Source organism: Roseibium sediminicola, from assembly GCF_023156505.1.
GTDB classification, from domain to species: domain Bacteria; phylum Pseudomonadota; class Alphaproteobacteria; order Rhizobiales; family Stappiaceae; genus Roseibium; species Roseibium sediminicola.
Genome location: NZ_JALNMJ010000043.1, coordinates 1 through 19718 on the forward strand (window position 1 = coordinate 1; position 19718 = coordinate 19718).

The following is a 19718-nucleotide window of genomic DNA, read 5'->3' on the forward strand; positions in this document are numbered from 1 at the left end:
AACCGACCGCCGCAAAACGCGGCGGCGGCACCGCTCGGCCTGAAACCGGTAACCCGACACAATCAGAAAACTGCCCGACGGAAACCCATCAAGCGACAACACTGTGAGAAATGCGGGCTAGCGTCGATAGAACAGCAATTGAAAAGTCAGTTCGTCTGCAGACTCGATTAGCACAATGGGAATCTATGCAAGAACGAGCTGATGGGCTTGTTGATGAGTTTTTAGAAATAGCTAAAAATTGGGCCAAGCTATCATCGCATCTGAAAAGACTTCGCACAGGCGAAGATTTTTCACTTGAAGACAAAAATAAAATTTCAAGTCTACAAGGGCTTGTACAACGTCATTTGAAAACTTTTGATTTTCACTCCTTCCCACCGACCGAAATTACCTTGGCGCGCGATAACTTTCGCCCGCAGGTCCTTGTGCAGGACAAAGATACCGGTGGAGAGATTGAAAAGGATATTGGCTTTGAAGCATCTGCCAGTGACGGAATTCGCTTGAAATGGTCGTACTACCTATCATTGCTTGAATTAGATGACTCATATGAAACAAATCACAGCGGCTTAGTTGTGTTCGATGAACCCGGGCAACAAGCGACCGATCCCGTGAATTTAGCGGGATTGTTTCAAGTTTCCGCAAAACAAAAGACGCCAAACCACCAGGTTATAATTGCCACTTCGGAAAAATCCGATGCCATCAGAGAAGGTTTAAAGGATTTACGATATAATCTGATTTCGTTTCAAGGTTATATACTTAAACCCATCGTCGAACCACATGATGCTGGTTGATTGCATCCAATCGAACATAGTATTTAGTCTATTCCCCCCCACTCACCACCAACTGCATCCGGTCCGCCGCCACGCGCCCGCGCGTATACTGCAGCGGCCTGCCGTCCGTATCCAGGTTGACGCTCTCCACCACCATCACCGGCTGGCCCAGGGAAATCCCGAGCTGCTGGGCGTCCCTGGCCTCGACCAGTTCCGCGGTGATGCGGGTTTCCTTGCGGTTGTAGTCTTCGATGCCGGCGCGGTTCAGCGCCGTGGTGATCGAGCCGGTTTCGGCGTAGTCGGCGACGAAATTGGGGACGCGCGCCTGTTCGAACCAGAGCGTGGCGACGATCATCGGGATGCCGTCGGCGACCCTTAAAGACTCCACCCGGATCAGCAGCGTGCCGAGCGGCACGGACAATTGGTTGGCGAGGAAGGCATCGGCTTCTTCCACCGCCGAGCCGATCAGGCGGCCATCCGGGGCGCGGTCCTGGCCGGAGACAATCTCGGAGAAGCGCGTGCGCGGCCCGATCGGGTAGCTCAAGGGGGCGGAAGCGACGAAGGTGCCGCGGCCCTGGTCGGCGCGCAGAATGCCTTCCGAGGTGAGGGCTGCAATCGCCCGGCGCACCGTGTGGCGGTTGACGCCGAAGCGGGCGGCGAGTTCCGATTCCGGCGGCAGGCGGCTGCCTTTTTCGAAAGCGCCGCTGACGATTTCCGCCTTCAGCGCTTCCATGATCTGCCGCCAGACGGCAATGCCCGCGTTGCGGTCCAATGTGGTGTGCGTCGTCATGCGCTCGTCATCAAATTTCGGTACCAAAGAGTCAACCTGATTATTTGTCTAGACAAATAGACAAATCAAGTTTAGACCAACGCTGCATTCCAAGGGTTCCCTCCCCAAAGAGACAGCCCGCAATGACCGCCCAACCCAAAAGGCGCGATCCATGACAGACATTTCTTCCCAAGACCCCGCAACCGACCTTGCCGCCGGCGCGACCGGTGCCCGCAAGGCTCTGATGGCAACGCTGGCAGCCGCAACGCCCGAGGCCGTCGCCGAAAAATTCGAAACGCTGACCCCGCCCGCTTTTGATCTGGTGCGCCAGCCCGAAACCGGCCTGGTGATGGTGCGCGGCCGCATGGGCGGGACCGGCAGCCCGTTCAATCTCGGCGAAGTCACGGTCACCCGCTGCGTCGTCCGCCTTTCCACCGGCGAGACCGGCAGCTCCTACAGCCTCGGCCGCAACAAGCAGAAAGCGCTGCAATCGGCGGTGATCGACGCGCTGTGGCAGCGCGAAGACATGACCGCCCGGATCGAGGCCGAGATCATCGCGCCGCTGGCGAAAGGTCAAGCCGCCGAGAAAGACACCGTTCGCGAGGAAACCGAGGCCACCAAGGTCAACTTCTTCACCATGGTGCGGGGAGACAATTGATGACGCCTACAAACACCTCTTTGGCAGAGACCACCCAAACCGGCGCCGCGCCGCTCGCCGCCGGCTTTGCCGATCCGGTCCATGACGCGCAAGGCTGTTTCCGCGCTGTCATGAACGCCATGGCCCGCCCGGCGACGCGCCAGCTCATCCCGGCCGGCGGGTTGAAACCGCCGGCGCCGCTGACGCCGGTCGCCGCCGCCATCGCGCTGACGCTCATCGACTACGACACCCCCGTCTGGCTCGACAAGCCGCTCATGAGTTCCGAAGCGGTGAAACAATTCCTGCGCTTTCACACCGGCGCGCCGATTGTCAGCGAGCCGGTCGAGGCGGCCTTTGCGCTGGTCAGCGCCCCGGAAAGCATGATCCCGCTGGCAAGCTTCAACCAGGGCTCATTGGAATATCCGGACCGCTCGACAACGGTGATCCTTCTTGGCCAGACCTTCAGCGCCGGCCCGGCCGTGATGCTGGAAGGTCCGGGCATCAAGGACACGGCGCTTTTGACCACCGGCCCGGTGCCGCCGGTCTTCTGGGACCAGGTGATTGCCAACAACCGCCAGTTTCCGCGCGGCATCGACCTGATTTTTGCCGGGGCAAGCGAAGCCGCCGCCCTGCCCCGTTCCACCCGCATCACGCCGCAGGAGGCCTGAGCCCATGTATGTTGCCGTCAAGGGTGGCGAAAAGGCCATCCGCAACGCCCACAAGCTGACCGCCAAGCGGCGCCGGGGCGACACCTCCGTTCCCGCGCTGACCCTCGACCAGATCGCCGAACAGCTCAGCCATTCCGTCGCCCGGGTGATGGGCGAGGGCTCGCTTTATGACGAGGGCCTGGCGGCGCTCGCCATCAAGCAGGCGCGCGGCGACCTGATCGAGGCCGCCTTCCTGATGCGCGCCTACCGCACCACCCTGCCGCGCTTCGGCTACAGCTTGGCCGTAGACACCGGCGCCATGCTGGTCGAGCGGCGCGTGTCGGCCACCTACAAGGATCTGCCCGGCGGGCAAGTGCTCGGCCCGACCTTCGATTACAGCCACCGCCTGCTCGATTTTGCGCTCGCCGCCGAGGACGACGGCACCGAGCCGGAGGTGGAGACCGCCGAACCGCGCGAAACCGCCATGCCGCGCGTCACCGATCTTCTGGGCGACGAAGGCCTGATGGAGCCGGACCCGGTGACGGACGAGGACACGCCCGTCGGCGACCTGACCCGTGAGCCGCTGTCCTTCCCGGCCGACCGGGACCTGCGCCTTCAGAACCTTGCCCGCGGCGACGAGGGCTTCCTGCTGGCGCTCGCCTATTCCACCCAGCGCGGTTATGGCCGCACGCACCCCTTCGCCGGCGAGATCCGCTATGGCGAGGTCGAGGTGGAGTTCTTCGCCGAGGAACTCGGTTTTGCCGTCACGCTCGGCACCATCAAGGTGACCGAGTGCCAGATGGTCAACCAGTTCAAGGGCTCGGCCAAGGCGGCGCCGACCTTCACCCGCGGCTACGGCCTGGTCTTCGGCCAGGTCGAACGCAAGGCCATGTCCATGGCGATGGTCGACCGGTCGCTGCGCTGGCAGGAACTTGGCGAAGAGCAGACCGCGCCTGCCCAGGACGTCGAATTCGTGCTCTCCCATTCCGACAACATCCAGGCGACCGGCTTCGTCGAACATCTGAAGCTGCCGCATTACGTCGACTTCCAGGCCGAGCTCGGCCTGGTGCGCCAGATGCGGGCCGAGTGGTTCGAAAAACGCCGCCAGGAAGAAGAAGAGACAGAAGCGGGCAGTGCTGCCCAGGAGGCCGCAGAATGAACGACACGGCTCAAATCTATGATCAGGGCGAATACAATTTTGCCTATCTGGACGAACAGACCAAGCGCATGATCCGCCGGGCGATCCTGAAGGGCATCGCCATTCCGGGTTACCAGGTGCCGTTCGCCTCCCGCGAGATGCCGATGCCTTATGGCTGGGGCACGGGCGGGGTGCAGGTCACCGCCGCGATCCTGGGGCAGGACGACTGCCTGAAGATGATCGACCAGGGCTCGGACGACACCACCAACGCGGTCTCCCTGCGCGGTTTCTTCGAAAAGACCGCCGGCATCCGCACCACCTACGAGACCTCCGAGGCGACCGTCATCCAGACCCGCCACCGGATCCCGGAAAAGCCGCTCACCGAGGACCAGGTGCTGGTGTTCCAGGTGCCGATCCCCGAGCCTCTGCGGTTTCTGGAGCCACGTGAGACGGAAACCCGCAAGATGCATGCGCTGGAAGACTATGGCCTCATGCATGTGAAGCTCTACGAGGACATCGCCAAGAACGGCCACATCGCGACCACCTATGCCTATCCGGTGAAGGTCAATGACCGCTACGTGATGGATCCCTCGCCGACGCCGAAATTCGACAATCCGAAGATCGACCGGATGGCCGCCCTGCAGCTTTACGGCGCCGGCCGCGAGAAGCGCATCTACGCCATTCCGCCCTATACCAAGGTGAAGAGCCTCGACTTCGAGGACTATCCCTTCGAGGTGCAGACATTCGACAAGCCCTGCGGCCTCTGCGGCGCGGAGAATGTCTATCTCGACGAGGTCATTCTCGATGACAAGGGCGGGCGCATGTTCGTCTGCTCCGACAGCGACCATTGCGAGGAACGGCGCGCGGACGGCCATCTCGGCCCGATGGCGGCCAGCCCGGAAGCCGGCCAGTTTGGCGGCCAGAACGCACAGGAGACAGCCCGATGAACGCCTTCCAAGCGGAAGATCCGCTGCTGCAGGTCCACAATGTCACCCGCTACTATGGCGACCGTGTCGGCTGCCTGGATGTCTCCTTCGATCTCTGGCCGGGCGAAGTGCTGGCGATCGTCGGCGAGAGCGGCTCCGGCAAGACCACGCTTTTGAACTGCCTGTCGACCCGTCTGGCCCCGACCACCGGCGCCATCGAGTACCGCATGCGCGACGGCGCCATGCGCAATCTCTACCAGCTGACCGAGGCCGAACGGCGCCTGTTGATGCGCACGGACTGGGGCTTCGTGCATCAGAACGCCGCCGACGGCCTGCGCATGAACGTTTCGGCCGGCGCCAATGTCGGCGAGCGGCTGATGGCCATCGGCGACCGTCATTACGGCAACATCCGGTCGATCGCCGACGACTGGCTCGGCCGGGTGGAAATCGAGAGCGACCGCATCGACGACGATCCGCGCTCCTTTTCCGGCGGCATGCGCCAGCGCCTGCAGATCGCCCGCAATCTGGTGACAAGGCCGCGGCTGGTGTTCATGGACGAGCCGACCGGCGGGCTTGACGTCTCCGTGCAGGCCCGTCTTCTGGATCTGCTCCGCCGGCTGGTGGCCGATCTGGGTCTCTCCGTGGTGATCGTCACGCACGATCTGGCCGTCGCCCGCCTGCTGTCGCACCGCATCATGGTGATGCGCCACGGCAATGTCATTGAAAGCGGCCTGACGGACCAGGTGCTCGACGATCCGCGCGAGCCCTACACCCAGCTGCTCGTTTCCTCCATTCTCCAGGTGTAAAGGATGCCCGATATGCCCGTACGCCTTTATCTCAACAATGTCGGCAAGTCCTTCACCATGCATCTGCAGGGCGGCACCGTCATTCCCGTGGTCAAGCAGGTCGAGTTCTCGGTCAATGCCGGTGAATGCGTCGTGCTCGGCGGCCCGTCGGGGGCCGGCAAGAGCTCGATCCTGAAGATGATCTACGGCAATTACCGCTGCGACGAGGGCCAGATCCTGGTCACCGTCGGCGACGAGATCATCAACATCGCCGGCGCCGAACCGCGCCGGATGCTGTCCCTGCGCGAAGCCACGATCGGCTATGTCAGCCAGTTCCTGCGCACCATTCCGCGGGTCTCCGCGGAAGACGTCGTCGCCGAACCGCTGATCGCGCAAGGCGCCAGCGAGGCCGAGGGCGTCGACACGGCCCGGGCGCTGCTCTCCCGGCTGAACGTGCCCGAGCGGCTCTGGACCCTGCCGCCGGCGACGTTCTCCGGCGGCGAGCAGCAGCGGGTGAACATCGCCCGCGGCTTCATCGCCCATTACCCGATCCTGCTGCTCGACGAGCCGACCGCCTCTCTCGATGCCGCCAACCGCGCCGTCGTGGTCCGGCTGGTGGAGGAGAAAAAGGAAAAGGGCGTTGCCATGGTCGGCATTCTCCATGACCAGGACGTGCGCGAGCAGATCGCCGACCGCATCATCGACGTCACCGGCTTCGCGGCGGAAGCCGCCTAAGCTGAAGCTGAGGAAAGACTTGCGGGCAGGCGGAAACTGTCACAGAACGGTCACCGCCTGCCTTTAGGCCAACACTCCGGCCTCATTCAATTTTGTGAACCTGACCATGCGCTACGCGATCTATTTTGCCGCTCCGGCCGACGATCCCCTGATGCAGCTGGGCAATCAATGGCTCGGCCGCGACACGTTTACCGGCAAGGACCTGCCGCAGCAGCCGATGGACGGCTTGAGCGCCGAGCGGTTGCACACCCTGACGGCGGATCCGCGCCGCTACGGCTTTCACGGCACGCTGAAGGCTCCGTTCTCGCTGGCAGAAGACCAAACGGAAACAGCGCTGCTTGAAGCCTGCGAGAGCTTTGCTTCCGAGATCGCGCCCTATGAAATCGCCGGATTGTCCGTCAACCGGCTCGGCAAGTTCCTGGCGCTGACGCCGGATGCGGGCGAGCCCGCGCTCCGTGCCTTCGCGGCTCTGTGCGTGCGCCACTTCGAACCGTTCCGCGCACCTCTCTCCGAAGCGGATCTGGAGCGGCGCCGCAGGGCCAGGCTCAGCGACAAGCTCGACGCCTATACACGGCAGTGGGGCTACCCTTACATCTTCGACGAATTCCGCTTCCACATGACGCTCTCCAACAAGCTGGAAAACGACGGCGAGGCGGACCTGCTGGCGGACGCTGCCCGGACCCGTTTCGCCGCCGTGACCGGCCAGCGCCGCGTCTGCAGCCATGTCGCGCTTTACACCGAACCGGAGCGCGGCGCGCCCTTTTCGGTTCACACCGTTTTTGAGCTGACCGGCCGCACCGCGCCGCAGGACGCCCTTGAGCGCGCCGAACGTCTCTCCACCGAGGAAACCGCATGAGCACGCATCCCAAAGTCTTCAAGAATGCCACGCTGGTTCTGGCCGACGAGGTCCTGGACGGCTCGCTTTCCGTCGACGAGGCTGGCCGGATTGCCGGCATCGGCTCGCCGAGCGATGTCGACGGCCATGACTGCGAAGGCGATTATCTGCTACCCGGCCTGGTGGAGCTGCACACCGACCATCTGGAAACGCACTATGCCCCGCGCCCGAAGGTGCGCTGGAGCCCGGTGTCCGCCGTGCAGGCCCATGACGCCCAGATCGCCTGTTCCGGCATCACCACCGTCTTCGACGCCCTGCGCGTCGGCATGGATGAAGATGCCGATCTCGGTTATGCCGACATGCGCACGCTGGCCGATGCCATCGAGACCGGCCAGCGCGAAAACCGTCTGCGCGCCGATCACTTCATCCACCTGCGCTGCGAGGTTTCCGCGCCGGATGTGCTCTCCGCCTTCAAGGTGTTCGAGGACGACGACAGCATCCGGCTGATTTCGCTGATGGACCACACGCCCGGCCAGCGCCAGTTCGTGTCGATGGATGCCTACAAGATCTATTACCAGGGCAAGAAGGGTTTCACCGACGCCCAGATGGACGACTTCATCCAGAAGCGCCAGGCCCGCGCCGGCAGCCTCGCCCCGGAAAACCGCCAGCAACTGTCGAAGATTGCCCAGGCACGCAACATCGCGATTGCGAGCCATGACGATGCCACGACCGCCCATGTCGACGAGGCCATTGCGCTGAACACGAAGATCGCCGAGTTTCCGACGACGCTCGAAGCGGCCAAGGCGTCGCACGAAGCCGGCATGGCAGTGCTGATGGGCGCGCCGAATGTTGTGCGCGGCGGCTCCCATTCCGGCAACATCTCGGCCAAGGAACTTGCCGAAGCCGGTGTGCTCGACGTGCTCTCGTCCGACTATGTGCCGATCTCGCTGCTGCAGGCCGCGTTCCAGCTTGCCGACGAGATCGAGGCGATTTCGCTGCCTCAGGCCGTTGCCATGGTCACGGCAACGCCGGCCGGTGCCATCGGCCTCAACGACCGCGGCGTCCTGGAACCCGGCCGCCGCGCCGACCTGATCCAGGTCAAGATGGTCGGCAATATCCCGGTGGTGCGCGGCGTCTGGCGCGAAGGCAAGCGCGTTGCCTGACCGGTTGCCAGAAGCGGCTGCAAAGCTCGGTCCCGGCAAGATGATCCTGGTGGTCGGCCCGAGCGGCGCCGGCAAGGACACGCTGATGGCGGCGCTGAAAGAGCGGCTGGATGGTCGCTCCGATGTCGCCTTTGCCCGCCGGGCCATCACCCGCACGGCCGATGCGGATGCTGAGGACCACGACACGCTCAGCCGGGCAGAGTTCGACCGCGCGGTTACAACCGGCGAGGTGGCGCTGGCCTGGGAGGCCCATGGTCTCGGCTATGTCATACCCAAGACCTATGACGACATGATCCGGTCGGGCGGCACGGTGATTGCCAACGGCTCCAGGCGGGTGCTGCGCCAGGCGGAAGAAAAATATCAGACCGCCATCACGCTCCTGATCACCGCACCGGTCGAGGTGCTTGCCGAGCGTCTGGCGGCCCGGGGCCGGGAAAGCAGGAAAGACATCCAGAAACGCCTGCAGCGCGCCGACCTGGAACCCGACAACGTCGCCAACCTGGTGCGGGTCGAGAACACCGGCACGGTCGAGGAAGCGGTGCATCGGATGATGACCGCTCTTGAATTTGAGCCCGGCGCCTAGTGGATGAACACGCAGAGCACGTTCTGGCTGAAGGCCAGGGCCTGCTCATCCAGCTCGTCCTGGCAATCGCCGTCAAAGGCATAGGCCAATTCACGGAATTCCCGGGCGCTGCCGGTCAGGTCCGGCTCCCAGTCCTGCGGGTAAAGATCGGCCATCGCGTCCTCGTGCTGGACCACAAGATCGGCAAGGTGCAGGGCACAGCCGATGATATAGGCCCGGTACTGCATGCGTTTGACGGGATCGAGTTTCTGGCTGTCCGGATCCTGCAGCAACTGCCAGAACCCTATGACATTGGTACAGGCCGTGCGCAAAAGACGGCCGCAATCAGCTTGGTCAGACCGGGACATGCTTGCCTCGCAAGATTCGCCTCGACCCTTCAAGCTTAGGCGCCTCTTTCGAATGCGCAATGAACTTAAGGAGTCAGGTCCCGCAATTACACGCCCAGATTCCTTGAAATCGGAATACTCTCGTAAGTTCAGTTGCTTGCCCGGTGGACGAAGAAGCTGCTAGGCTGTAGTGACAAACTAACGGTTGGCAGCGCCGCCCGAGAATTGGATCATTTCAAGGAGCATGGAGGACGGACATGCGACGCGGAAATGACCCAATTATCGGACGGCCCCTTCGGCGTTGGGCCAGGATCGTCCCTGAAGGCGTTGGAAATGCTCGAAAGTGCGCTGCACTTCCTTGCGCTTTCCGCCTATTCAGAAACGATCCTGGCTCCAACGATGCCAGTCGTTAATTTGTCACTACAGCCTAGTTCTTCTTCTTTTTGCCGCCGAAGACGTTCCCCAAAAGCCCCTGCGGCAGGCCGAAGCCTTCCTCGACGGCTTTCAGCACCTCTTCGTCATCGACCTTGCCCTCGATCACTTTCTCGACATCGATCTGGGTCTTGCCGCCGGTCGCCTGGTTGATGACCTTGTTGGCCTGCTCGACCAGCTCCTTGGACGGTTCCTTCTTGCCTTTCAGGATCGAGATCAGCTCGCCGCCGGTCTTTTCCAGCTGCTTGTAGGCCGCTTCCGGATTTTCCAGGATGCCCTTGATGTCGGGATAGATGCGCGGGTCGTTCCAGTTGCCTTCGATCACGATCGGCACACCGAGACCGGCGAGCTTCTTGTCCTCGCCCTTGCGCCGAGGCTGCGGCGCCTGGCCTTTCAGCGTCGGCACGATCTTCGGCTCGACCCGCCAGGACAGCCGCTGCGCCGGCATGTCGGTCGTCCCCTTGCCGGTCATGCGAATAAGCGGTCCGATCATTGCAAGATCATTGGTCTGAGCAATGCCGTTCTTGATGGTGAAGTTCGCCCCGAGCGAGCTGAAATCGGTCTTGGTGGACGGGTTCGCCTGCCAGCCGAGCAAGGTCTCCACCGACAGGCCACGCACCATCTGCGGGATGTTGATACCCCGGATGGCACCGTCGGCGAACTGATAGCTGGCCGTGCCATTCAGGCCTTCGACCAGCGCCTTCTCACTGCCGCCCTTCGAGACGACATCCAGGTTGATGTTCGCCTTGCCCTCGATCCACGCGAAATCCGCCGCGTCGCGCAGCATTGGATAGGCATTGAGGTTGGCCAGCGAGAATTTCGCCCGGACCTGCGGCGTCGCCGAGGTGCCGTTCAGGGTGACCGTGCCGGAGCCGGATCCGCTGTAAAGCGCGAGTTTTTCCAGATTGGCGGTCAGGACACCGTTCTTGATCGTCGTCGACAGCACACTGTTGTCGATCTTGATCTTGTCCCAGCGGATCTCGCTGGTGGTCAGCTTGAAATCCGCGTCGACCGCCTTGAGACCGGAGAAATCGATCGGCGCCGTGCTCCAGCCCTTGCCGCCGCTCTTCTTTCCACCGCCGTTGCCGCTACCGGAAGACGATCCGCCGGAAGAATTGCCGGAACCGCTCGATCCGCTTGAGGAACCGCCGAGATAAGGATCGAGCACCAGTTCGCGCAGGTTGAGCCGCGCGGTCACGGACGGTTTGCCTGCCAGGACCACCCGTCCATTGGCTTCGCCGGACGTGTCATCAAGGGTAAAGCGGGTTTCCTCGAACGAGACCGTGTTGTCCTTGACCCCGAAGATGCCCGAGGCCTTGAAGCGCTTCAGGCCGCCGCCGCTTCCAAGGGGTTGGCCCATCCAGGCCATCAGACCGCGCAGGTCGGCCGTTTCGATGCTGACAGCGCCGTCGACCGCGCCGCTGCGCGAGGCCTGGCCGTTGAACCCGGCGCTGACCCGGTTGCTTTTCACGGTGACAGACACCGGTGCGGCCTGTCCCGCCAGAAGCTTGGCTGTCGCCGCCTCCCCGGTCAGGCTGAAGGCTTCGCCGCGCCAGGCGAGCGAACCGCTTAAGGAAATCGGGTTTTCCAGGCCTTCCAGGTCGATATCCATGGCCAGATTGGTCAGCCGGTCCGCTTCCGGGTCGCCGCCGACGGCCGAGGCCAGACCAAGCCCGCCGACTTCGCCTTCCGCAATGCGGACGGACCCATTGATATCAAGCCCGGCAATCAGTTCCTCGCCGGTCAGGCCGACCGTTTCAAAGGCAAGATCAGCGCTCAGTTTACCGCTGGCGGGCTGCGCCTGGCCGGCCAGCTGCAACAGGTCGGCAATGGAGCCGTCCTTTAGCACCAGCCGCCCCGAGATTTCCGGCACCAGGCCCGACAGATCGGCGTCGGCGGCGCCGCCGAGCGACAGCTGTCCAAGCAGCAGGTGCAGGTCGGCAACAGAAATCGCTGCTTCGGTACCCGCGATCTGTGCGGTCAGGGAGAAAGCGCCTGGATCGGTCGCCAGATCCTGACCCGCTAGGGCGGCGATCGCTTTCAGGGAGGGGCCTGACGCTTCAAGAGCCAGGTCTGCTCTGGCCGGCTGGAGCCCGGTCTCCCCTTCGATCTTGAGTACATTGTCGCCGCTGGAAAAACTCAAATTCACCGGCACCTGGTCGCCCGCCGCCAGTCCGAGCGGATTGGACAGGGATCCGGAAATGCCAAGCGGAACGTCCTGAAGGGTAAAGCTGCTGTCCAGCGCGACCTCACCTGCCAGATCCGGCGCGTTCAAGGTCATGTCGAGATTGCTGATCCGGACGGGCTCAGCGGCGGACTGGTCCTTCCAGGTCACGGTGCCGCCGGTGATCTGCAGACGGTCGACGCCGATGCTTTTCAGATACCCTTGCGAGGGCGAGGCGGGTGTTTCGCCGGAGGCTGTTTCCGATCCGGACGCCGGCTGGCCGCTGCCCGTGGCCGGCGTCTCGGCGGCGGCCGTGTCGGTTTCCATCGGCAGGTCCCGGCGCGGTTCCCAGCTGGTGGTGCCGTTCGGGCCGACTTCCAGGTAGATATCCGGCTGATCCAGGGCAATGCCGGTGACCTTGATATTGCCGGAGATCAGCCCGGCCCAGGCGAGGCCGAATTGAACGCGCTCGGCCTTGGCAAATTCAATGCCGTCGGCACCGGCTTCACCGGCAATTCCGACCTTGTCGGCCGTCAGTGAAAATGCAGGAAACAGGGACAGGGACACCGGGCCGTCCAGACGCAGGCGCCAGCCCAGGCGGCTGTCCACCTGCTCAACCACCTGACGCTTGATTTCGTCCTTGGGCAGGAACAGCGGCGCCACCAGGACGATGGTCACCAGCATGAACAGCAGACTGCCCAATCCGATCAAAAGCCGACGCATTATTAAGGTCTCCCCATCGCGAATCGGCCCCAATGTAGACCAATCGGAGCCGAACGTCGCGGAAGAGAGTGCCTGCCGAATTTGACCAAAACTGGAACCTGCAGGAATTCTACGGTAGTGACGCCTGTCAGGTGAGGGCAAACATGTGGTTGTCCCAGGAAATCCCGGGGGGACGGGCCAGGATCTCGGCCGGTGCTTCGGGATCCGTTACCAGGGACAAGGCGCCGTTGCCGTCGGAAATCAGGAAGCTGCCCTGATCGATCGGCGCGACGCCGCAGCCGTCGGCGATCGTCTGCGCCCCCAGAAAATCTCCGCTCGCCGCATTCCAGAACAGGGTCTGGCCGCCGCGTGGTGCGGAGGTCGCAATGACGTCCCCGCTGGCATTCGCCGTCACCGAGCCGATGTAATTCTGCAACCCGCTTGCGGTCTTGCCGGGGATATCGGTCAAAACCGGCACCTCATCGCGCGAGAAGATCCCGACCAGCGGCGGCGTTTCGGTGTCCGGCCCCTCGAACTGGCCGCCAACCCAGGCTCTGCCCTGCCCATCCAGCGCCATGTGGCGCAGGGACAATTGATGGAGGTCTTTCGAAAGACGATGCTCGGCCAAGAGGTCGCCGGTCTCCCGGTCGAGGAAAGCGACCGAAGGTGTCATGGTATCGAGGTTGAGTTTCTCCCGCGCCCGGTCCGGATGGGTCTTAATCCCGCCATTGGCGACGATCAGCGTTTTACCGTCCGGGGCCAGCAGCAGATCGTGCGGGCCGATGCCGTTGGTCTCCAGCTCACCCAGTTTGCGGATTTCGCGGCCGCTCATGTCATAGACGCCGACAACGCCACGCGCCTTGTCGAAATCGTTCTCCACCGCATAGAGCAGCCGTCCGTCGGCGGAAAAACAGCCGTGCCCGTAATAATGGCGCCCGGGATCAGCCGTCAGCACTTGCGGTTCGGCCTCATCGAACGGGCGAACCACAACGGCGAACGTGCCCGGACGACGGGCAAAGGCGACCAGCCGGGTTCCATCCGGAGAAACGGCAATGCCGTGTCCGCGGCCCGGCAGGGAGATCCGCGCCAGGATCTGGCCGAGATCGTCGACAATGCCGACCCCATAGTCGCCGTTTTCCAGCTTGAAGGCACTTGCGAAGAGCGGCACGCCGTCCGTGGTCTCACGGCCGATCAGACTTTCGGCAAGCGGCGTTCCGGGAAAGACCGAAGAGGCCGCCAGACTGCCAAGCGCAGCCAGAAAGCCGCGCCGGGAAAGAGGGCTGTGATTAGTCGCCATCGAGCGAATTGAAACCTCCGGCCAGTTCGAGGGCTCCGGCCAGTTCCAGAGCCATGGTGTCCCGGATTGATTTCAGCGCGATCGCCAGCACTTCGACCTTGGCATAGGTGCCCTCTTCTTCGAAACTCTGCCGCAGTGGACGCTCGAGTTGATCGAGCAACGCCTGCGCATTGGCAAATTCGAAGTCGAGCCCGCCAAAGATCCAGGTGAAGTCTTCCGGTGTGAGACCTTCCAGACCCAGACTTGAGAGCGCCTGCCGGATGCCGTCCAGTTCACCTGAGATGAACGTCACGCTGTTGCCGGAGCGGGAGAACGGAAACCGGTTAGGCTTGGCCTTGGCCCTGCTCGCTCCCAGGGCTGGCAACACATCCTGATCGCGGGCGATGATCAACCCGGTCACCAGGCTGTTGAAGAGGTTCTCAAGCGCCTCCTTGGACGTCTGAAAACGGGGATTGCCCGCTCCCGCAGTCAGCAGCACGGCGCTGTAGCCGCCCGGGTCGGTCCAGCCGGCGGCAACGGCCTCCGCCATCGCCGCCACGTTTTCAGAAATGGCCAGCGCGTAACCGCATGTGAACGGATCCTCGCCGAGAACAACCTCGCTGGTCTTGCTGAAGGCGATCAGCTCAAGGGCGGTCAGACCCTGTACGGCAACGCTCTTGTCGGCAAGATCCGCGGCGGAATGAACTTCCTTATCCCGCGCCGCCAGCACCTTGCGCATCTGGCGCTGGGTGATGCCGCGCGGATCGGGCAGGAAGGCAAGACGGCTGAGCCGGTCTTCGTCGAGCAGTGGGCCGTAGCGCAGAAAATGGATCTTTGAAAACGCCCCGATGGTTTCGGAAAGAGCTGTCTTGAACCCGTCCTTGCTCTGTGCGTCCGGTGTTTCGCAAACCGCCGTCACCGCAGCCGGCAACCTGGCCGCGGTTTCCGCAAACTGCTCAGTCGCCGGGCGAATGTAACCGTCGATCATGCCTTCGATCTGCGGATTGAATTCCGTGGCAGTGGCCGGGTGGACCACGAAAACAGTCAGAACGGCCAGGATCAGTCTTCGCATCAAAGGGACTCCAGAAATCGGATCAGAGACCGGCGGTCTTCGGGGGTGAGTGCGACCACCCGATCGCGGGCCGGCTTCGCCTCGCCATCATGCCACAAGATTGCTTCCAGGAGGTTCCGCGCGCGCCCGTCATGCAGAAACCTGGTGTGATCGTTGACCGTCCGGGTGAGGCCAATGCCCCAGAGCGGCGGCGTCCGCCATTCCCGGCCCGTCGCGTCGCCGACAGGACGGTGATCGGCCAGTCCCTCGCCCATATCATGCAGTAGGAAGTCCGAATAGGGCCAGATGAGCTGGAATTGATGCGCAGGATTGTCCGCCTTGCGGCTGGTGACGAATTTCGGCTGGTGACAGGCCGGGCAACCGGTCTCGTAGAAGACCTTCTTACCCTTGAGGACGTAGGGGTCATCGACATCCCGGCGCGCCGGTACGGCCAGGTTTTCCGAATAAAATGTCACGAGATCCATCACCGGATCCGGAGCCTCGCTCGGTCCAAGGCGCTCCTGTTCGCCATGAGGCAGATCGCGGCAGGCTGTCTGGGCCTTGGTGCAATCGCCGTAATTGTCCGGTTTCTCCGGGGTCGAAATACCGATATCGCCCGAAAACGCCCCGGCCGTCTGTGCCCGGATGGTCGGGTTCGAGGCTTTCCAGCCGAACCGCCCCTGAACCAGTTTACCGGTCTTTGGATCTCGCACCCGGCTGATCCTGCCGGAAATGCCGTCACCATCCGCGTCGTCCGGATCCGCCAGCGCTTCCAGGTCGCCCGGATGGATCGCCTGGACGAGCCCGAGACCGATCATGGGCGGCGCCACTCGCGGCGAGATCATGGTCTCGGGATGCATCTCGCCGAAACCGAGATCCCGGATCCTGTAAACCGGCTTTTGCAGCACAGCCGTTTCGCCGCCATTCAGCGGAACCTCGATCTCTTCTACCTCAATGTCGAAGCGGCCCTCACCCGCAAGGCCCGGCACGGCGAAGGCCTGGAACTGGCCGCCATAGGTGGGTTCAGGAACGAAGAGGATGTCCTTGGCCGCAAGCGCCTGACGCTGTTCCTCGGTCTCAGGCGGAATGGACAGCCTGAGAAACAGCGACACGGCCTCGTCGCCTTCACGCGGCGGCCGCCCTCGGCCATCCTTCAGGTGGCAACCCTGGCAGGAGCGGGCATTGTAGAGCGGACCGAGACCGTCCGAGGCCTGGGTCGACGAGGGCGAGGACGCCCAGAGTTTCTTGAAAAGACCGTTGCCGACCTTGAAACTGTGCTGTTCCTCGAAGGTCAGATTGCCGTTGCTGTGGGAGAAAGCATCGCGGTTGAGGCGTTTTCTGGAGGTTCCGGCACCGCCCTGCATCGGCTCGAACGGCTCTGGCTTGTCAAAATCCGTTGGACTTTGAAGCACGCTTGCGACCCTGGACCGGTCTTTCGCAGACAGGTCGTCGCGGTGCGGTATCACCTCGTCCGGAACTGCCGGGCCCGCAGCCAGGCAAAAACACAAAAAGGCGCCGGTTGCGGCACCCTGACTGGGGACCAGTCTCATTCATCGCATCCCAATTTGCCGCGAGCCCCAATTCGCGGCGGACCCGGCAGGCAATTTCCTGCCTGCCGGAACATCACCTTATTCGAAAACAGCGCCCGGATTGTCGAGGCTGTCGGAGCCTTCGAAGGCAATCTCGTCCAGCTCGAGCACCTTCACAACGCGCTCGATCGACGCGGTCTGGTCGACCAGCGCATCGACGGCGGCCTGGACAACCGCATTGCCCTCTTCATTGTCTTCACCGATCATCTGGTCATAGGCTTCGCCGCCTTCGGCACGGGCTTTCATTGCTTCGAAAGCCGCCAGAGTGGCGTCGAGCTTGGCCTTCATTTCCTCGGCCAGCGCCGGGTCCTTTTCGGCGACCATGTCGGCGAGCGAGGCGCCGGAGACATCATTGCCGAGCGGGCTCTTGTAGCTGCCGAAATAGACGTTCCGGATGCCGACAACATCGTTGTAGTGCGACATGTGCGTGTTGTCGGAGAAACAGTCATGCTCTTCCTCCGGATCGTGAAGCATCAGGCCGAGCTTGATGCGCTCGCCGGCCAGTTCGCCATAGGAGAGCGAACCCATGCCAGTCAGGATCGTGGCTAGACCACCGGCCTCGCCCTTGCCGGCCAGCTCCTCGCGCGCAGCGCCGCCCGGCACCCAGGCCGCCGCCATTTCTTCAAGGTCGGAAATCAGGAGATCCGTTGCCGCCCGAAGATACTGGATCCGGCGCTCGCAATTGCCGCCGGTGCAGTTGGCCGGGTCAAAGTCGGTGGCCGGACGGTTGCCGGCACCCGCGTCGGTGCCGTTGAGATCCTGGCCCCAGAGCAGGAATTCGATGGCGTGGTAGCCGGTCGCGACATTGGCCTCGACTTCACCGGCCTCCTGCAGCGTGTCGGCCAGCAGTTCGGCGGTGATCTCGGAAGCGTCGATCGTTTCTCCGCCGACTTTCAGGGTCGGGTTGGCAATCACGTTGGCGACGTAGAAATCGTTTTCCTCGGAATCTTCACCATAAGACGCATCGACATAGTCGATCAGGCCCTCGTCGAGCGGCCAGGCATTCACCTTGCCTTCCCAATCGTCAACGATGGCATTGCCGAAGCGGTAGGCTTCGGTCTGCTGATAAGGGTTGCGCGCCTCGCGCCATGCCTCACGAGCGGCTTCCAGATTGGCTTCGGTCGGCTCGGCAACCAGCGTGTCGATCGCCGCTTTCAGGGTTTTCGCGGCTTCAAGCGAATCCGCGTATTTCGCCTGGGCGATGTCGCCATAGGTGGTGACGACGTCTGCCGGGGCAGCCGCCAGGGCCGGAGCGGCAAAAAGAGCGGTTGCGGCCAGCAGGCCAAGTTTGACAGAATTCATGGCTTTGTCCCCTAATCACATGCAAAGGCCCGGGCCGGAGAACGGCCTCTGATGCCTTTTTTGAAAATTCGTGTGACGCCCAACGCGCCCTCCGCGTGTCGGTAAAATCATTTCATGAGGGTCAAAGTCAAGTTATAAATATAAAAAAATCAATAGTTTAGAACAATTCCAAAAAGTTGACTGTAAAATGCCGAATTAAAACACCACCTCAAAGTCCTAATGTCGTCATCAACCCTTTGATGCTAAACAAGGAATGCGATAGCAATGAGAAAAGGCCTGAATTGGGGGGCCGGGCAACGGGAACGAAGACAATGCTCAACGCGCTGAAAAGCTTTGTACGCGAACTGACCTTTGGCGACAGCGGTGAAAAGACCTTCGCCGAGGACGACAAACGCCTGGCGGCGGCGGCGCTGTTGTTTCACCTGATCGACATCGACGGCATCATCGAGGAGTCGGAAAGCACGAAGCTTCGGGAAATCCTTCAAAAGCACTACGAGCTGAGCGACAAGGAAACCACCGAGCTGATCGCGGCCGCCAAGCAGCGCGACGAGGAAGCGGTCGATCTCTACGGCTTCACCTCGGTGCTGAAGCGGACCACGGACGAGACCGAGCGCCTCGCCATCGTCGAGATGATGTGGGAAATCGTCTATGCGGACGGCCATGTCCATGAATTCGAGGACAATACCATCTGGCGGGTCGCCGAGCTTCTCGGGGTCTCCACACGTGACCGCATGACGCTCCGCCACAAGGTCGCCCAGACCGCGCCGGAGGCGGACGAAACGGACTGATTGCCCGTCGAAGCATCCCTGCCGACGCAGAATAGTGCAGGATTGCCGGGCAACGGGACTCGATTTTCGCGCCAAGCTCGCTCATATTAAGCACATGCTTTTTCAGCCCGATCCCGTCAGAAACCGCCCCAAGATCCTGATTGTTCTCCACCAGGAACACTCTTCGCCCGGCCGGGTCGGCCAGGAACTGGTCAAGCGCGGTTTCGCGCTCGATATCCGCAAACCCCGTTTCGGCGACAGCCTGCCGGAGACCATGGACCACCATGCCGGCGCGGTCATTTTCGGCGGCCCCATGAGCGCAAACGATCCCGATGCCTTCCTGCACAAGGAGATCGACTGGATCAGCGTTCCGCTGAACGAACGCAAGCCGTTTCTCGGCATCTGCCTCGGCGCCCAGATGATGGTCAAGAACCTCGGCGGCGCGGTATCAGGCCATCACGACAGTCTTGTCGAGATCGGCTACTACCCGCTGAACCCGACAGAAGCCGGCAAGTCCCTGATGAGCTGGCCCCAGAAGGTCTATCAATGGCACCGGGAGGGCTTTGATCTGCCCTCGGGCGCAGAGCTTCTGGCCACCAGCCCGACCTATCTCAACCAGGCGATCCGTGTTGGCCCCGCCGCCTATGGCATCCAGTTTCATCCCGAACTCACCCACCAGATGATGGTCCGCTGGACCACCAAGGGCGCGCCGCGCATGGTACTGCCCGGCGCACAGAAGCGCCGCGACCATTTCGCCGGCCGGTTTGTCTATGACCCGGCAGTGAAACGCTGGCTCGACCGTTTCCTGGACCTGTGGATCGGCACCGCCGCGCAGCCCGTGCGGCATGATGTTCTGAGGGCGGCGGAATAGGCAAGTCGTTGTAGTTGAGGAGCAATACTAAAGACTCTCGCCGCATCGCCACCACCACACATTCCACCTCATCCTGACGAGGGCCGTAGGCCCGTCTCGAAGGATCGGCCGCGTATTCGCTGACCAACTAGCAGATCCTTATCTGTTTGAATTTTTGTAGATTGGTTTTGGGAGGGCCGGTTGCTGCCCTCCCAAGTGGGCCGGAGACCGTACGATCCGCGGTACGTGGCAGTCCGTTCGAAGCAAGGCTCCC

At 62.5% G+C, this 19718-nt stretch carries 19 protein-coding genes; 12 read left to right on the forward strand and 7 right to left on the reverse strand.

Annotation, left to right across the window (positions count from 1 at the left end):
- Positions 1-185 precede the first annotated feature (185 nt).
- Complete coding sequence (locus M0H32_RS28505) at positions 186-788, forward strand: hypothetical protein (protein ID WP_248160092.1); 603 nt, start codon at positions 186-188, stop codon at positions 786-788.
- A gap of 28 nt (positions 789-816) precedes the next feature.
- Here the strand turns inward: M0H32_RS28505 and phnF are convergent, their stop codons facing one another.
- Positions 817-1557 carry a phosphonate metabolism transcriptional regulator PhnF gene (gene phnF / locus M0H32_RS28510; RefSeq protein ID WP_248160093.1) on the reverse strand — a complete coding sequence of 247 codons (741 nt, stop codon included), beginning with the start codon at positions 1555-1557 and terminating at the stop codon, positions 817-819.
- A gap of 151 nt (positions 1558-1708) precedes the next feature.
- Between phnF and phnG the strand changes: the two genes are divergently transcribed.
- From phnG to phnN, 9 genes are all read left to right on the forward strand, one after another.
- Positions 1709-2194 carry a phosphonate C-P lyase system protein PhnG gene (gene phnG, locus M0H32_RS28515; protein WP_248160094.1) on the forward strand — a complete coding sequence of 162 codons (486 nt, stop codon included), beginning with the start codon at positions 1709-1711 and terminating at the stop codon, positions 2192-2194.
- Positions 2194-2841, forward strand: a complete 648-nt coding sequence (gene phnH / locus M0H32_RS28520; RefSeq protein WP_248160095.1) for a phosphonate C-P lyase system protein PhnH — start codon at positions 2194-2196, stop codon at positions 2839-2841. The genes phnG and phnH overlap by 1 nt, the downstream gene beginning before the upstream one ends.
- Before the next feature lie 4 nt (positions 2842-2845).
- Positions 2846-3979: a carbon-phosphorus lyase complex subunit gene (locus M0H32_RS28525; RefSeq protein WP_248160096.1), complete on the forward strand. Its 1134-nt coding sequence runs from the start codon at positions 2846-2848 to the stop codon at positions 3977-3979.
- A complete protein-coding gene (locus tag M0H32_RS28530) occupies positions 3976-4905 on the forward strand; it encodes an alpha-D-ribose 1-methylphosphonate 5-phosphate C-P-lyase PhnJ (RefSeq protein WP_248160097.1) in 930 nt (309 codons plus the stop codon). Before M0H32_RS28525 ends, M0H32_RS28530 begins: the two co-directional genes overlap by 4 nt.
- Positions 4902-5690: a phosphonate C-P lyase system protein PhnK gene (gene phnK, locus M0H32_RS28535; protein WP_248160098.1), complete on the forward strand. Its 789-nt coding sequence runs from the start codon at positions 4902-4904 to the stop codon at positions 5688-5690. The genes M0H32_RS28530 and phnK overlap by 4 nt, the downstream gene beginning before the upstream one ends.
- Positions 5691-5702: 12 nt before the next feature.
- A complete protein-coding gene (phnL, locus tag M0H32_RS28540; RefSeq protein WP_248160099.1) occupies positions 5703-6404 on the forward strand; it encodes a phosphonate C-P lyase system protein PhnL in 702 nt (233 codons plus the stop codon).
- Between the two features lie 106 nt (positions 6405-6510).
- The gene (locus M0H32_RS28545) at positions 6511-7260 is read left to right on the forward strand and encodes a DUF1045 domain-containing protein (RefSeq protein ID WP_248160100.1); all 750 of its coding nucleotides are present in this window, start codon (positions 6511-6513) and stop codon (positions 7258-7260) included.
- Complete coding sequence (locus M0H32_RS28550; protein WP_248160101.1) at positions 7257-8402, forward strand: alpha-D-ribose 1-methylphosphonate 5-triphosphate diphosphatase; 1146 nt, start codon at positions 7257-7259, stop codon at positions 8400-8402. Before M0H32_RS28545 ends, M0H32_RS28550 begins: the two co-directional genes overlap by 4 nt.
- Complete coding sequence (gene phnN / locus M0H32_RS28555) at positions 8395-8985, forward strand: phosphonate metabolism protein/1,5-bisphosphokinase (PRPP-forming) PhnN (protein ID WP_248160102.1); 591 nt, start codon at positions 8395-8397, stop codon at positions 8983-8985. Before M0H32_RS28550 ends, phnN begins: the two co-directional genes overlap by 8 nt.
- On the opposite strand, the gene M0H32_RS28560 is transcribed toward phnN, so the two are convergent.
- From M0H32_RS28560 to M0H32_RS28585, 6 genes are all read right to left on the reverse strand, one after another.
- On the reverse strand, positions 8982-9332 hold the full coding sequence (locus M0H32_RS28560; RefSeq protein WP_248160103.1) for a hypothetical protein: 351 nt from the start codon (positions 9330-9332) through the stop codon (positions 8982-8984). The two genes, phnN and M0H32_RS28560, sit on opposite strands and share 4 nt — an antisense overlap.
- Positions 9333-9738: 406 nt before the next feature.
- Positions 9739-12630, reverse strand: a complete 2892-nt coding sequence (locus M0H32_RS28565; protein ID WP_248160104.1) for an AsmA family protein — start codon at positions 12628-12630, stop codon at positions 9739-9741.
- A gap of 127 nt (positions 12631-12757) precedes the next feature.
- Positions 12758-13906: a DUF1513 domain-containing protein gene (locus tag M0H32_RS28570; protein WP_248160105.1), complete on the reverse strand. Its 1149-nt coding sequence runs from the start codon at positions 13904-13906 to the stop codon at positions 12758-12760.
- Positions 13896-14957 carry an imelysin family protein gene (locus M0H32_RS28575; protein ID WP_248160106.1) on the reverse strand — a complete coding sequence of 354 codons (1062 nt, stop codon included), beginning with the start codon at positions 14955-14957 and terminating at the stop codon, positions 13896-13898. Before M0H32_RS28575 ends, M0H32_RS28570 begins: the two co-directional genes overlap by 11 nt.
- A complete protein-coding gene (locus tag M0H32_RS28580) occupies positions 14957-16486 on the reverse strand; it encodes a di-heme oxidoreductase family protein (RefSeq protein ID WP_248160107.1) in 1530 nt (509 codons plus the stop codon). Before M0H32_RS28580 ends, M0H32_RS28575 begins: the two co-directional genes overlap by 1 nt.
- A 78-nt stretch (positions 16487-16564) precedes the next feature.
- The gene (locus M0H32_RS28585) at positions 16565-17827 is read right to left on the reverse strand and encodes an imelysin family protein (RefSeq protein ID WP_248160108.1); all 1263 of its coding nucleotides are present in this window, start codon (positions 17825-17827) and stop codon (positions 16565-16567) included.
- Positions 17828-18138: 311 nt separating this feature from the next.
- Between M0H32_RS28585 and M0H32_RS28590 the strand changes: the two genes are divergently transcribed.
- Both M0H32_RS28590 and M0H32_RS28595 read left to right on the forward strand, forming a co-directional pair.
- A complete protein-coding gene (locus M0H32_RS28590; protein ID WP_248160109.1) occupies positions 18139-18615 on the forward strand; it encodes a tellurite resistance TerB family protein in 477 nt (158 codons plus the stop codon).
- A gap of 94 nt (positions 18616-18709) precedes the next feature.
- Entirely contained in the window at positions 18710-19465 is a 756-nt protein-coding gene (locus tag M0H32_RS28595) for a glutamine amidotransferase (RefSeq protein WP_248160110.1), read from the forward strand.
- The last annotated feature ends 253 nt before the right edge of the window (positions 19466-19718 follow it).